The organism is Rhodopseudomonas sp. BAL398, from assembly GCF_033001325.1.
Taxonomy (GTDB): Bacteria; Pseudomonadota; Alphaproteobacteria; order Rhizobiales; family Xanthobacteraceae; genus JARJEH01.
In genome coordinates this window covers 1,922,389-1,935,583 of sequence record NZ_CP133111.1, presented here as the reverse complement: position 1 = coordinate 1,935,583, position 13,195 = coordinate 1,922,389, and the positions used below count along the sequence as shown (strand labels likewise).

9 protein-coding genes and 1 pseudogene are annotated in these 13,195 nt (G+C 65.2%); 8 read left to right on the top strand and 2 right to left on the bottom strand.

Features of this window, described 5'->3' with window-relative positions; all coding sequences use genetic code 11:
- Positions 1-79 precede the first annotated feature (79 nt).
- The 5 genes from RBJ75_RS09295 to RBJ75_RS09275 all read left to right on the top strand — a co-directional run bounded on the left by RBJ75_RS09295 (position 80) and on the right by RBJ75_RS09275 (position 8,188).
- Positions 80-1,690 carry an AMP-binding protein gene (locus RBJ75_RS09295; protein WP_044414944.1) on the top strand — a complete coding sequence of 537 codons (1,611 nt, stop codon included), beginning with the start codon at positions 80-82 and terminating at the stop codon, positions 1,688-1,690.
- Positions 1,691-1,918: 228 nt separating this feature from the next.
- Positions 1,919-3,541 (top strand): acyl-CoA carboxylase subunit beta, encoded by a 1,623-nt coding sequence (locus tag RBJ75_RS09290; RefSeq protein WP_044418631.1) that lies wholly within the window; start codon positions 1,919-1,921, stop codon positions 3,539-3,541.
- A complete protein-coding gene (locus RBJ75_RS09285; RefSeq protein WP_044418633.1) occupies positions 3,538-5,517 on the top strand; it encodes an acetyl/propionyl/methylcrotonyl-CoA carboxylase subunit alpha in 1,980 nt (659 codons plus the stop codon). The genes RBJ75_RS09290 and RBJ75_RS09285 overlap by 4 nt, the downstream gene beginning before the upstream one ends.
- Before the next feature lie 127 nt (positions 5,518-5,644).
- Complete coding sequence (locus RBJ75_RS09280; RefSeq protein ID WP_044418636.1) at positions 5,645-6,424, top strand: enoyl-CoA hydratase/isomerase family protein; 780 nt, start codon at positions 5,645-5,647, stop codon at positions 6,422-6,424.
- A gap of 222 nt (positions 6,425-6,646) precedes the next feature.
- The gene (locus RBJ75_RS09275) at positions 6,647-8,188 is read left to right on the top strand and encodes a class I adenylate-forming enzyme family protein (protein ID WP_044418893.1); all 1,542 of its coding nucleotides are present in this window, start codon (positions 6,647-6,649) and stop codon (positions 8,186-8,188) included.
- A gap of 7 nt (positions 8,189-8,195) precedes the next feature.
- Here RBJ75_RS09275 and RBJ75_RS09270 read toward each other — a convergent pair whose 3' ends face one another.
- The gene (locus RBJ75_RS09270; protein WP_276156908.1) at positions 8,196-9,449 is read right to left on the bottom strand and encodes a serine hydrolase domain-containing protein; all 1,254 of its coding nucleotides are present in this window, start codon (positions 9,447-9,449) and stop codon (positions 8,196-8,198) included.
- Positions 9,450-9,675: 226 nt separating this feature from the next.
- Between RBJ75_RS09270 and RBJ75_RS09265 the strand changes: the two genes are divergently transcribed.
- The 3 genes from RBJ75_RS09265 (at position 9,676) to RBJ75_RS09255 (ending at position 12,581) form a co-directional block, all read left to right on the top strand.
- Positions 9,676-10,587: an intradiol ring-cleavage dioxygenase gene (locus tag RBJ75_RS09265; RefSeq protein ID WP_044417528.1), complete on the top strand. Its 912-nt coding sequence runs from the start codon at positions 9,676-9,678 to the stop codon at positions 10,585-10,587.
- A 9-nt stretch (positions 10,588-10,596) separates the two neighbouring features.
- Positions 10,597-11,460 carry an aldo/keto reductase gene (locus tag RBJ75_RS09260; RefSeq protein ID WP_044417530.1) on the top strand — a complete coding sequence of 288 codons (864 nt, stop codon included), beginning with the start codon at positions 10,597-10,599 and terminating at the stop codon, positions 11,458-11,460.
- A 170-nt stretch (positions 11,461-11,630) separates the two neighbouring features.
- Positions 11,631-12,581 carry a DMT family transporter gene (locus RBJ75_RS09255; RefSeq protein WP_044417532.1) on the top strand — a complete coding sequence of 317 codons (951 nt, stop codon included), beginning with the start codon at positions 11,631-11,633 and terminating at the stop codon, positions 12,579-12,581.
- Between the two features lie 31 nt (positions 12,582-12,612).
- Here the strand turns inward: RBJ75_RS09255 and RBJ75_RS09250 are convergent.
- Positions 12,613-13,192 (bottom strand): annotated as a pseudogene (locus RBJ75_RS09250) (DinB family protein).
- Between the last annotated feature and the right edge of the window lie 3 nt (positions 13,193-13,195).

The window sequence follows — 13,195 nt, the reverse complement described above, 5'->3', positions numbered from 1 at the left end:
GCGCGCCCCGGAATGACCTGAGCAAGTGGCACACATCAACCAGCCGCAAGAGCTGGCACCGAGCACGGAGGGAAACAGGATGACCAATCTGCAAGCCACCGGCGGCGTGCCGGGACCGGGCCGGATCGGCCGGGTCGCGATCGGCGATTTGTTGAAAAGGGCGGCGCGACGTTTTCCCGAGCGGGTCGCGCTGACCGACGGCGAGCGCCGTGTCAGCTATGACGAGCTGGAGCGCGACGCCAACCGCTTTGCCAATTATCTGGTGTCGCGCGGGCTGCAGCCTGGCGCCAAGATCTCGACGATCTGCAACAACTCGGTTGAATTCGTCAAAGCGCTGTTCGGGATTCACCGCGCCGGCCTGGTCTGGGTGCCGATCAACACCATGCTCGGCCCCGACGATATGAGCTACATCCTCGACCACGCCGAGGTCAAATTCGCGCTGATCGACGACAATCTGCACGCCCAGACCGAGCGCCGGGCCGCTTTGCAGCAGCGCGGCATCGCGATGGTGGCGATCGATCTCACCGGCACCGCCGCGGCGGCCGGGCTGCAGAGCTTCTACCAATTGATCGAGGGCCAGTCCGATCGCGAGCCGGAGATCGCCTTCGACGATCGCGACCTGGCGATGATCATCTACACATCCGGCACCACCTCGCGGCCGAAGGGCGCGATGCATTGTCACCTCGCGGTGGTGATGGCGGTGATGAGCAATTGCATCGAGATCCATCTCGACCGCAATGACGGCATCACCGGGCAGTTTCCGCTATTCCATTGCGCCGCGCATGTGCTGTTGCTGAGCTATCTGGCTGTCGGCGGCAAGATGTCGATCCTGCGCGGCTTCGATCCGGTCGCCTGCATGCAGGCGATCGAGCGCGACAGGCTCAGCATCTTCATCGGCCTGCCGGCGATGTATCAGGTGATCCTCGACCACCCGCGCCGCAAGGAGTTCGACCTGTCGAGCCTGCGGGCCTGCGTCTACACCATGGCGCCGATGCCGCGACCGCTGCTGGAGCGATGCATCAAGGAATTGTGCCCGAACTTCATGCAGCCGAGCGGCCAGACCGAGATGTATCCGGCGACCACGATGTCGCAGCCGGATCGCCAGCTCGAACGTTTCGGCAATTACTGGGGCGAGTCGATGATCGTCAACGAGACGGCGATCATGGATGATGACGGCCATCTGCTGCCGCCCGGCGAGATCGGCGAGCTGGTGCATCGCGGCCCCAATGTGATGATGGGCTACTACAAGGACCCCGACGCCACCGAGGCGGCGCGCAAATTCGGCTGGCACCACACCGGCGACCTGGCGCTGATCGACGCCCATGGCGAGGTGCTGTTCATCGACCGCAAGAAGGACATGATCAAATCCGGCGGCGAGAATGTCGCCTCCGTTCGGATCGAGGAGACCCTGCTGGCCCACCCGGCGGTGGCGAACGCCGCCGTCGTCGGCCTGCCGCATCCGCAATGGGGCGAGGCGGTGTCGGCTTTCGTCAAGCTGAAGCCGGCCGCGGAGGCCACCGAAGCCGGCCTTCTCGAGCACTGCAAGGCGCATCTGGGCGGCTTCCAGGTGCCGAAGCTGATCCGTATTGTCGCCGAAATGCCGATGACCGCCACCGGCAAGCTGCGCAAGGTCGAACTGCGCAATCAGTTCGCCGACTTCTTCGCGTCGGATCAGGCCCGCTCGGCATGATTTTCACGATCGACAGGATGTCGACGCGCGGGACTCTGATCCCTCCCCCTTGTGGGGAGGGTGGCCCGGCGAAGCGCAGCGAAGCCGGGTCGGGTGGGGGAGCCGCTTACGCGGCGCCCGCGGCACCTCACCCCGGCCTCCACTTCCGGCGATGCTGCGCATCGTCGTCGCTCGGCCGACCCTCCCCGCAAGGGGAAGGGATGACCATGCGCGTCACCAGGAAATCATATGGCCATCATTGAATCCACCGTGGCGCCGGGCAGCGAGAGCTTCAAGGCAAATCGCGCCGGCATGCTGGCGTTGATCGAGCGGATGCGGGCGCTGGAAGCGCGCTCGCGCGTGACCTCGGCGAAATCCGGCGAGCGCTTTCATAAGCGCGGGCAATTGCTGCCGCGCGAGCGCGTGGCGCTGGTGCTCGATCCGGGCTCGCCCTTCATCGAATTGTCGACGCTGGCGGGCTACATGTTCGACACGCCGAAGGAGGACGCCAGCGTGCCCGGCGGCGGCGTGATCGGTGGCATCGGCTTCGTCTCCGGCGTGCGTTGCATGATCAGCGCCAATGATTCCGGCATCGACGCCGGTGCGTTGCAGCCCTATGGGCTGGACAAGACGCTGCGGATCCAGGAGCTGGCGCTGGAGAACCGGCTGCCCTTCGTGCAGCTGGTGGAAAGCGCTGGCGCCAATCTGCTGCGCTACCGGGTCGAGGATTTCGTCCGCGGCGGCAACATCTTTCGGAATCTGGCGCTGCTGTCGGCCGCCGGGCTGCCGGTGGTGACGGTGACCCATGGCTCATCCACCGCCGGGGGTGCCTACCAGACGGGATTGTCGGACTACATCGTGATGGTGCGCGGCCGCACCCGGGCGTTTCTTGCCGGCCCGCCGCTGCTGAAGGCCGCCACCGGCGAGATTGCCAGTGAGGAAGAACTCGGCGGCGCCGAGATGCACACTTCGATTTCCGGGCTTGGCGATTACCTGGCCGAGGACGACCGCGACGCGATCCGGATTGCGCGCGACATCATGGCGGGGCTGCAATGGGATCGGCCCGGCGGTGGGCCGGACCCGGCCTCCTATCATCCGCCGCGGCACGATCCGGAAGAATTGCTCGGCATCGTGCCGATGGATCACAAGCGCCCGGTCGATATGCGCCAGGTGATCGCGCGCATCATCGATGACTCGGATTTCACCGAGATGAGCCCGAATTACGGCCCGGCCACGGTGTGCGGCCACGCCAGGATCGCAGGCCAGGCTATCGGCATCATCACCAATAATGGCCCGCTCGATCCGGCCGGGGCCAACAAGGCGACGCATTTCATCCAGGCCTGCTGCCAGTCGCGCACGCCGATCCTCTATCTCAACAACACCACCGGCTACATGGTGGGCCGCGCTTACGAAGAAGCCGGCATGATCAAGCATGGGTCGAAGATGATCCAGGCGGTGACCTCGGCCACGGTGCCGCAGATCACGATCTATTGCGGCGCCTCGTTCGGCGCCGGCAATTACGGCATGTGCGGGCGCGGCTTTCATCCGCGGTTCTGCTTTTCCTGGCCGAATGCCAAGACGGCAGTGATGGGCGGCGAGCAGGCCGCCGAGACCATGGCGATCGTCACTGAGGCCGCCGCGATCCGCCGCGGCGTGCCGGTCGAGCAGGACAAGCTCGACAAGATGAAGGCCGGGATCACAGCGGTGTTCAACGGCCAGATGGACGTGTTCGCCACCTCAGCGCGGATGCTCGACGACGGCGTGATCGACCCGCGCGACACCCGTGCGCTGCTCGCCGAGGTGCTGGCGATCTGCCGCGAATCCGAGGCGCGCACGCCGCAGCGGATGCAGTTTTCGGTGGCGCGACCATGAGCGTGCCCGAGTTGAAGCCGACCCCGTTCTCGAAAATCCTGATCGCCAATCGCGGCGAGATCGCGCTGCGGATCATGCGCAGCGCGCGCCGGCTCGGCTATGGCGTGGTCGCGGTCCATTCCAGCGCCGACGCCGACGCGCCGCATGTCCGCGACGCCGACGAGGCGGTGTGCATCGGCGAGGCGCTGCCGGCGCAATCCTATCTGCGGATCGAGGCGATCATCGCCGCGGCGAAATCGAGCGGCGCCGACGCGGTGCATCCCGGTTATGGCTTCCTCGCCGAAAACGCGGACTTTGCGGCCGCCTGCCGCGAGGCCGGGCTGGTGTTCATCGGCCCAAGCGCGGAATCGATCGCCGCGATGGGCAACAAGGCCGGCGCCAAGGCGATCATGCAGAAGGCCGGCGTGCCCTGCGTGCCCGGCTATCAGGGCGACGACCAGAGCGATGCCACGATGGCGATCGAAGCCGGCAGGATCGGCTTTCCGGTGATGATCAAGGCGGTGGCTGGCGGCGGCGGCCGCGGCATGCGGCTGGTCGGCGATGCCGCGGCGTTTCCCGACGCGCTGCGCGGCGCGCGCTCGGAGGCGCAGGGCGCGTTCGGCGATCCGACCGTAATCCTGGAGCGCGCGATCGTCGAACCGCGCCATATCGAGATCCAGGTGTTCGGCGATCGCCACGGTGCCGCCATCCATCTTGGCGAGCGCGATTGCTCGGTGCAGCGCCGGCACCAGAAGCTGATCGAGGAGGCGCCGTCGCCAGCGGTCTCGCAGGCGTTGCGCGACCAGATGGGCGCCGTCGCGGTCGCGGCGGTGAAGGCGATCGGCTATGAGGGCGCCGGCACGCTCGAGTTTCTGCTCGATGCCAAGGGCGCGTTCTATTTCATGGAAATGAACACAAGGCTGCAGGTCGAGCATCCGGTCACCGAGGCGATCACCGGGCTCGATCTGGTCGAGTTGCAATTGCGCATCGCCGCCGGCCAACCGCTGCCGTTGCAACAGGAAGACGTGACGTTTTCCGGCCACGCCATCGAGGTGCGGCTGTGCTCGGAGGATGCCGGGCACGATTTCATGCCGCAATCCGGCACCCTGGCGCTGTGGCGGGCTCCCGAACATCTGCGGGTCGAGCACGCGCTGCGTTCGGGCAGCGAGATTTCGCCGTTTTACGATTCGATGATCGCCAAGATCATCGTCCATGGCGCCAGCCGCGACGAGGCGCGGCGCAAGCTGATCCACGGCCTCGACGCCACCATCGCCTTCGGCGTCACCACCAATCGCGGTCTTCTCGCCGCCTGCCTGCGCCATCCGGCGTTCGCGGCCGGCGCGGCGACCACCGGCTTCATCGCCCAGCATCGCGACGACCTCGTCGCGGCACCGCCGGACGATGCGGTGCCGGCGGCCGCGCTGGCGGCCCTGTTGCTGCATGTCACTGATCGCCACGCCAGGCCGTGGCGCAAGGGGCGCTCGCTGGCGGCGATCTTTCCGACGCTGTTGAAGTTCGACATCGACGGCCGCGCCGAATCTTGCGAGGTGTTTCGCGAACGCGATGGCGGCTATGTGGCCACCGCCGATGGCAAGGCGGCGAGGTTCGAGATCGAGCAACTGACGGCCGACCAGATCCGGTTTCGTGCCGATGGCTTGACTGAATCCGCGGTGTTTCACCGCGATGGCGATCGTCTGTTCATCCAACGCCTCGGCATCACTTATGCGGTGCGCGATTTGACCCGTGCGGCGCCGGCGATCGCGGCGGCGGCCGGCGGCGACGGCAAGTTGCGCGCGGCGCTGAACGGCCGCGTCGTCGCGGTGCTGGTGAAATCCGGCGACAGCGTCGCGGCCGGACAGCCGGTGCTGACGCTGGAGGCGATGAAGATGGAACACGTGCACGTCGCGGCGGTTTCGGGCATCATCGCGATCGACGTCGCGGAGGGCGATCAGGTCACCACCGGCCGGATCGTCGCCGAGATCGAAGCCGCGACGTGAATGTTGAGTACGGACATGCCCCGTCATTGCGAGCGCAGCGAAGCAATCCAGGAGCTCAGAGCACTGAGCTGGATTGCTTCGTCGACTTAGCCTCCTCGCAATGACGAAACTCGAGGATAGATCGACCATGAGCAATGACGCCGTGATCATCGAGAAGCGCGAGCAGGCGCTGTGGATCACCATCAACCGCCCCGACAAGCGCAACGCCATCAATGCCGCCGTGGTCGACGGCATCGTGCGGGGCTATCGCGAGGCTCATGACGATCCGCAAATCCGCGTCATCGTGCTGACCGGGGCGGGCGATAAGGCATTCTGCGCCGGCGCCGATCTGCAATCCACCGGTGCCGCCTTCGCGTTCGACTTCTCCAAGCCCAATGTCGACTACGCCGATCTGCTGCGGCTGGCGCAGAATGCCACCAAACCGGCGATCGCGCGGGTCAACGGCACCTGCATGGCTGGCGGCATGGGGCTGTTGTGCATGACCGACATGGCGGTGGCCGCCGATCACGCGCTGTTCGGGCTGCCCGAGGTCAAGGTCGGGGTGTTTCCGATGCAGGTGATGAGCCTGCTGCAGGACATCGCGCCGCGGCGGCTGATCAACGAATGGGCGCTGACCGGCGAGCCGTTCGACGCCAACGCCGCGCAGGCTGCAGGCTTGCTGAACCACGTGGTGCCGGCGGACGAGCTCGACGTCAAACTCGATTGGCTGGTCAAGCGGATCACCGACAAATCGCCGACCGCGATCCGGCGCGGAAAATATGCCATGCGGGCGATCGCCGCGATGTCGTTCGACGAGAGCATCGCCTACACCGAAAGCCAGATCGCGCTGTTGGCAATGACCGAGGACGCCAAGGAAGGCCTCGCTGCATTCGCTGAGAAGCGCAAGCCGGTATGGCCGGGGAAGTGAATGCGATGGCGCGCGGCGTGCCATGCATTTGCCTCGTCATTCCGGGCTCACGCGCAGCGCAGCTGCGCGTGAGCCCGGAATCCATATCCCCTGCAAGGGTTATGGATTCCGGGCCTGCGCCCCAAGAGGGGCGCATCCCGGAATGACGAGTTGAGAGGCCGTGCGCCTATGGCGGCGCGCGAAACGACCGACAACAAAAAACCAAAGCGCGAGGATACGACCATGTTGGCAATTGAAATGATCCGGCGCGGCGCGATCTGGCACGGGCCGAAGACGGCGGTGATGTTCGGCGACGAGAAGCTCAGTTTCACCGAGATCGACCTGTTATCGAACCGGATCGCCAATGTGTTCATCGACCAATTCGGCCTGGTGCCCGGCAGCCGGGTCGGGATGTTACTGAACAATTCGGTCCATACGATCCCGATCGATTTCGGCTTCGTCAAATCGCGGTTGTCGCGGGTGCCGCTGAATTCACGGCTGTCGGCGGCCGAGCAGCAGCAGATGCTGGAAGGCGCCGGCGTCGATCTGCTGATCCACGGTGTCGATCTCACCGCGCGGGCCGGCGAGCTGGCGCAGGCGATGCAGGGGCTCAAGCTGGTCTGCGTCGGCGACGCCAACAATCCCGATGATCTGCTGCATCTGGCCAAAGCGCAGCCGGACAGCCACCCAACGCGGGTGGCGGAGCCCGACGATATCGTCATCACCATCTTCACCTCGGGCACAACCGGCAAGCTGAAGGCGGTCGAGCACACTCAGGCGAGCTGGGCCGCGATGGCGACCAATGTGCTGATCAACATGGAGATCGCCGAGGGCGACATCATGCTACACGCCGCCTCGATGATCCATGCCTCGGGCTGTTTCATCGTGCCGTATTGGCTGCGCGGCGGAATTGCCGCGGTGCTGCCCGGTTTCACGCCGGCGAGCTATCTCGACGCGGTCGAGCGCTGGAAGCCGACCGCGCTCAATCTGGTGCCGACCATGATCGGCATGCTGCTGGAACAGCCCGGTATCGCCGAGGTCGATTTCAGCTCGGTCAGGAGCATCATCTACGGCGCCTCGCCGATGCCGCGGCCGGTGATCCAGCGCGCGCTGCAGCTGTGGGGACCGCGCTTTGCGCAATATTACGGCCAGTCCGAAGCGCCAATCTTCATCACCCACCTGACCCAGCAGGACCATGTCGGCCCCGATGCGGAGCAGCGGCTGGCGTCCTGCGGCCGGCCGAGCATCGATTGCGAGATCCGGCTGGTGAATGAGGAGGGCGATGACGTGGCGCCTGGCGAAACTGGGGAGATCGCGCTGCGCACGCCGTTCGCGATGAAGGGCTATTACAACGCGCCCGAGCTCAACGCCCAGATGTTTCTGCCGAACGGCTGGCTGCGCACCCGCGACGTCGGCCGCTTCGATGCCGACGGCTATCTCTATCTGGTCGACCGCACCTCCGACATGATCGTGAGCGGCGGCTACAATGTCTATCCGCGCGAGGTCGAGGATACGCTGAACGCGCATCCGGCGGTGCGCGAGGTGGTGGTGGTCGGGCTGCCCGACGACAAATGGGGCGAACAGGTCGCGGCCTTCGTGGCGCTGCGCGCTGGCGCCAGCGCCGAGCAGGCCGAGCTGATCGCCTTCGCGCGTGAGCGGCTCGCCGGCTACAAGGTGCCGAAACAGGTGCACTTCATCGACGAGGTGCCGAAAAGCCCGGTCGGAAAATTACTCCGCCGCGCGGTGCGCGACCCGTTTTGGGCCGGCCGCGACCGGCGGATCTGAGCGGCTGCTACAGATTGCTCTCGGTGATCGCCCCATAGACAATGGTGCGCAATTCGCGCCGCACCGGGTAGGAGCTCGACGGCAGCAATTGTGTCATGAAGATCGCGATCAGCTCCTCGGCGGGATCGATCCAGAACGCCGTCGAGGCGGCGCCGCCCCAGTAATAGTCGCCGGCGCTGCCGGGCAATAGCGCCTGGGCCGGGTCCATCGTCACCGCAAAGCCAAGACCGAAGCCGATCCCCGCATTGGTTGCCTCGCTGAACATAGAGCGCGACAGCGCGGTGAGGTCGCGGCCGCCGGGCAGATGGTTGGTGGTCATTAATTTGAGCGTCTTCGGGCCGATCAGGCGGACGCCGCCGAGTTCGCCGCCGTTCAGCAGCGCGCGGCAGAACGTCAGATAATCCGCCGCGGTCGAGACCAGCCCGCCGCCGCCGGAGACGAAGGAGGGCGGTGTCAGATATGAACTGGTGGCGGGATCGTCCTGCAATGTCATGCCGCCCTTGCCGTCGGCGGCGTAGCAGGCCGCCAGCCGATGCGCCTTGTCCTTGGGCACATGGAAGCCGGTGTCGACCATGACGAGCGGATCGAGGATCCGCTGCTTGACGAATTGCTCGAACGGCATGCCGCTGATCTTGCCGACCAGATAGCCGACGACGTCGGTGGAGACGGAGTAGTTCCAGGCCTCGCCGGGCGAGAATTCCAGCGGAATCGCGGCAAGATCGTCGATCATCGATTGCAGCGTGCCGGAGGTTACGAGCTCGCCGAGTTTCTTCTCGCGATAGGCGGCGTCAACATTGGTGCGGGTCTGGAAGCCGTAAGTGAGTCCGGAGGTGTGGCGGAGCAGGTCGACGATCTGCATCGGCCGCGCCGGCGGCTTGGTGAGGAAGCCGGCCGAGGTGCCGGCCTGAAACACGCCGAGCTTGGCCCATTCGGGAATATATTTCGCCACCGGCTCGTCGAGCGCGACGCGGCCTTCCTCGAACAGCATCATCAAGGCGACCGAGGTGATCGGCTTGGTCATCGAATAGATCCGGAAGATGGTGTCGTCGCGCATCGGTGCCTTGCGCTCGAGATCGGCAAAGCCCTGCACCGTGTTGTGGACGATGTTGCCGCGGCGGTAGATCAAGGTCTGGGTGCCGGCGAAGCGGCCGGATTCGAGATAGACCCGCTTGAGGTGGTCATCGATCCGGCGCAATGCGGTCTCGGACATGCCGGCGGCAGCGGCGGGTGCACAAGTGGGGATCAGGGCTTGGGCCGGCATTCGGGACACTCCATGACGTGACAAAGCATTGCTGGTTGATCGGTGCGGAACGGCACTGACGCCGCGCCTGCGTTTTTGATTTCTGTTGGCGGAATTTTTCGCATCATTCTGATAGGTTAGGCAGCTTAGCAGGTCCATTGCCGACGGCCAGCCCTGCGGGCGCGGGTGGTTATCAATGCAAAGGGCTTGGTGTAGCGTCCGCCGCCATCACACACGGGATCGACCTATGCCACAATTCGACGACGCCGAGCTCACCGCCGCGGTGATCAACAGTTTCAAGGAGACCCAGAATCCACGGCTGAAATTCCTGATGGAAGAACTGGTGCGGTCGCTGCACGATTATGTGAAGCGCACCGATCTGAGATTCGCGGAATGGCAGCAGGCGATCGATTTCCTGACCCGCACCGGGCAGAAATGCTCGCCGAGCCGGCAGGAATTCATCCTGCTGTCGGATGTGCTCGGGGTCTCGATGCTGGTCGATGCCGTCAACCACCGCGCCCGGGACGGCGCCACGCAGACCACGGTGCTGGGGCCGTTCTATGTCGGCGAACACAGGCTGATGCCGCACGGCGCCGACATCTCCGCGGATGTCGAAGGCGAGCGGATGTTCGTGCAAAGCCGCGTCACCGACCTGGAGGGCCGGCCGCTGGCCGGCGTCACGGTCGATGTCTGGCATGCCGACGATGACGGCTTTTACGATTCGCAAAAGCCGGATTACGAGCAGGACGGTCCGTCGCTGCGGGCGCGCTTCGTCACCGATGCCGACGGCCGGCTGTTCTTCCGCACCATTCTGCCCTGCAGCTATCCGATCCCGATCGATGGCCCGGTCGGCGAGCTGATCCTGGAGACCAGGCGACATCCGATGCGGCCGGCGCATGTTCACTTTCTGGTCGATGCCCCGGGCTATGAGCCGCTGATCACCCATGTCTTCATCGCGGGCGACCAATATCTCGATTCCGACGTGGTGTTCGGGGTCAAGGATGAATTGGTTTCCCGCGTCGAGCTGCGTCACGACGCGACCATGCCGGATGGTGCGCCGGCCGCGGGGCCGTGGCATTTGATGAGCTATGATTTCCGCCTGAAGCCGGGCCAGGGCGCCCCGCCGAAGCCGATGCTGGCGGATGCGGTCGATGCGTAGGACAGGCCCGTGACAAAGCGCGACGCGACACAGAGCGCTAAACGGCCGTTCGGCACCGGCGGCTCGGAGATCGCCGCGATCGGGCAGGGTACCTGGTATATCGACCGTGGCGACCGCGCCAGCGCGATCGCTGCATTGCGCCGCGGGCTCGATCTCGGCCTCAGCCATATCGACACCGCTGAGATGTATGGCGATGCCGAGCCAGTAGTGGCGCAGGCCATTGCCGGGCGCCGCGACGAGGTGTTCCTGGTCTCCAAGGTGCTGCCCAGCAACGCCTCGCGGCGCGGCACGCTTGCCGCCTGCGAGCGCTCGCTGCAACGGCTCAACACTGACCGTCTGGATTGCTATCTGCTGCATTGGCGCGGGCAATATCCGCTGGCCGAGACCGTGGCGGCGTTCGAAGAGTTGGTCAGCGTCGGCAAGATCCTGTCCTGGGGCGTCAGCAATTTCGACGCCGCCGATCTCGCCGAATTGCTGAAGGTCGCCGGGCCAGGCCGGATCGCCTGCAATCAGGTGCTGTACCATTTGCGCGAACGCGCCATCGAGCACGCGGTGATTCCGTGGTGCGAGGCCCATGGCGTCGCGGTCACCGCCTATTCGCCGTTCGGCCATGACGATTTTCCGGGTCCGCGCAGCGCGCATGGGCGGGTGTTGCAGAATATCGCGGAGGCGCATGGCGCCACACCGCGCCAGGTGGCGCTGGCATTTCTGACCCGGCAGCCGTCCTTGTTCGCGATCCCCAAAGCCGGGACTCCGGACCATGCCGCCGACAATGCGGCGGCGGGCGCTTTGTCCCTCGGCCTGGACGAGATCGCGACGCTCGCGCAGGCCTTTCCCCTGGGGCCGGAGCCGGACAGCCTGCCGATGCTGTGATGCAACATCGGTCTGGCGCGTCACGCGGTCGCAGCCAATGCTGCATATCGCAATCCTGAATTCAGCACTTGCGACCCTGTCGTGAACATCGTTTGGTCCGCGGGTATTTGAGCTGGCTTTCCCGATTCTCGGGAGCCGATGTCATTCATTCCCAGCTTCGGCAGACACCGTTGACCACCACTTCGCCAACTCTGCCCGACGCCGGTCGCGGCCCGACCCATCGCCATGCCGATCACCCGCTGCGCGGCATCGCGCTGATCGTAGGTTCGACCGTGTTCCTGGCCTGTTCGGATACGCTGGCGAAATATCTGTCGCTGACGCTGCCGGCGCTCGAAATCGCCTGGATCCGCTTTCTGGTATTCGTGCTGATCATGATACCGGTGGTCGTGATGTCGCCGCAGCCGTCGAGGGTGCTGCGCTCGACCCGGCCCGGGCTGCAGGCGCTGCGCGGGCTGGCGCTGGTGTTGTCGTCGATCCTGTTCATTTCGGGGTTGCGCTATCTGCCGATCGCAGCGGCCTCGGCGACGTCCTTCGTGGCGCCGCTGTTCGTCACCGCGCTGTCGATCGTGTTCCTTAGCGAGAAGGTCGGCGTCAGGCGCTGGGCGGCAACACTGACCGGGTTGATCGGCGTGTTGATCGTGGTGCGGCCGGGCACTGCCTCGTTCAACTCGGCGGCGATCTTTCCGATCATGTCGGCACTGGCCTGGGCCTGCACGTTGATCATGACAAGGCTGATCAGCGGCGCCGATCGCGCCATCACCACCATGGCGATTTCCGCGCTGGTCGGCTTCCTGCTGCTGAGCGCGCTGGCGCCTCTGGTCTGGATCGCACCGACCTGGCACGACATCATGATCGGCATCGCCGTGGGCGTCGCCTCGACCACCGGACAATGGCTGGTGGTTCTGGCATTCCGCTATGGCGATGCCTCGGTGCTGGCGCCGTTTTCCTATACCCAATTGCTCTGGGCTTCGATCCTGGGCTTCCTGGTGTTCGCCGAGATTCCGGTTGTCTGGACCTTTGTCGGCGCCTCGCTGATCATCGCCAGCGGCATCTACACCGCGCATCGCGAGCGGATGCGCCGGCTGCAGCAACTCGCCACCGAGCCCTATCCCAGCGCGTGAGTTCGGATGGCCGCCGCGCGGCCGGCGCTGCTCAGCGGGGGCCGTCCGAGACCCATATTTGGTCTTCAGTCCAGCCGAGATCAGCGAATTCCTTCGCCCGGAGTGGGGCCTCCGCAGCGGCAAAGAATTCGTCGAGTTGAGGCGGTTCAATATTCGTTCCGCAGAGCATCGCATGGGCCTGACCGCGATGATGGATGGATCTGGTGCTGAAACAGATGCATCAGCAGGCGGTCGCATCGTTCGGCCTTGACGTGCGTATCGCGATTGACCTCGACGGTGGCGTCGAGCGAATCCGGCGTCAGCGCATCGCAGATCGCGATCAGCCGTTTGTCGACGGCCGCTTGGGCGGAGCGCAGCTTTGACACGGAGCGGTGCGGGACCTCGTTCGCCCAGGCTCTTGGGCCGAGCGTCCCGCCCTCGAGAGCGTCGACATAAAACAGATCGATTACATAGATGTGGTTGAGCGTGCGCTGCAGGCTTGGGAAGAACCCGATCCGCTCGGCCTCAAATTCCTGCTGGCGCAGCTTTGCGCAACTGGTGAGAAGTCGGTGATTGGCCCATGCATTGTTGAAGGCGAAGGCGCGATAGGTCTGAATCAATCCAGCGGGCATTGC